The sequence below is a fragment of the Mycobacterium sp. E2733 genome (assembly GCF_001667585.1).
Lineage (GTDB): Bacteria > Actinomycetota > Actinomycetes > Mycobacteriales > Mycobacteriaceae > Mycobacterium.
Map to the genome: position 1 here is coordinate 1 of NZ_LZJZ01000001.1, position 1,277 is coordinate 1,277.

The window sequence follows — 1,277 nt, forward strand, 5'->3', positions numbered from 1 at the left end:
CGCAGCGCCACCGCGGGCTACTCGCACAAATACGGCTTCCGCTACAGCGTCCTCACCCGCCCACCATCGGCCGGATAGCGGCGGATATGGACACCAGCCATTCGGATTATCCGCGGCGGGATTTTATCGAGCGCCGGTCGTGGCCGAGCCCGGCTGCGACGCCGGCGGGGTGCTCCGCCTGCGGCCGGGCGATCCGCGAGGGCGACCGTCGCGAGGCTCTTTTCCCAGTTCATGAAGGCAAGCGGCCGGCCGCCCGACGCTTGGCCGCCCCGGGACATCCGGGCCGCGACTACCGCGGGCCATGCGCCCGCGTACGGGCAACGCTGAGGTCGGCCGCTCGCAGGGCCGGTGGCCGGTCAAATGCGAATTATCGTCATTCACTACTCGAGGTCATTCATGCAGCTGCGACGGGTCAAGGGGTAATTCGTGTTTGATTTTGGGGCTTTTCCGCCGGAGTTCAATTCGGCGCGGATATACGCCGGTCCGGGGTCGGGCTCGTTGATGGCGGCGGCGTCGGCGTGGAATGCGATCGCCGCGGAGTTGCAGTCGGCTGCGTTGAGTTATCAGAACGTGGTCACGCAGCTGGCCAGTGAGGAGTGGGCTGGGACGGCCTCGGCGGCGATGGCGCAGGCGGCGACGCCGTATGCGGAGTGGCTGGCCACCACGGCGGCTCAGGCCGAGCAGGCCGCCGCCCAGGCCAGCGCGGCGGCGGCGGCTTACGAGGCGGTGTTCGCCGCGGTGGTGCCACCACCGGTGATCGCGGCCAACCGTGCCCTGGTGCAGCAGCTGCAGGCGACCAACGTGATCGGGCAGAACACCGGGGCGATCGCCCAGCTGGAGGCCCAGTACGGCGAGTTCTGGGCACAGGACGCCGGCGCGATGGAGACCTATGCGACGCAATCGACGACGGCGACCAAGGGCCTCACCCAGTTCCAGGCCGCGCCGAAAATCACCAATGACGGGGGCTCTGCCACCCAGGCCAGCGCGGTCGCCAAAGCGACGGCCAACACCACGGCGGGCAACACGGCCAACACCGTGCAAAAAGCGGCGAGCATCGCGACGGCCACCGCCGCCCCGCAGGCCGCGGCGACCACGTCCACCGACCCGCTGAGCGAGATCTGGTTCTTGTTGACCGGGCAGACCGTGTTCCCGACCAACCTCGGAACGCTGGTCAACGGCTATAGCCCCTTCGCCGGCTTCTTCTATAACACCGAGGGTTTGCCGTACTTCAGTATTGGTATGGGCAACAACTTCGTGCAGATCGCCAAGTCGGTGGG

General features: G+C 67.8%; 1 protein-coding gene. It reads left to right on the plus strand.

What is annotated here, in order from left to right:
* Positions 1-426 precede the first annotated feature (426 nt).
* The coding region (locus tag A5678_RS00005) for a PPE family protein (RefSeq protein ID WP_068036538.1) at positions 427-1,277 on the plus strand (851 nt) is incomplete at its 3' end.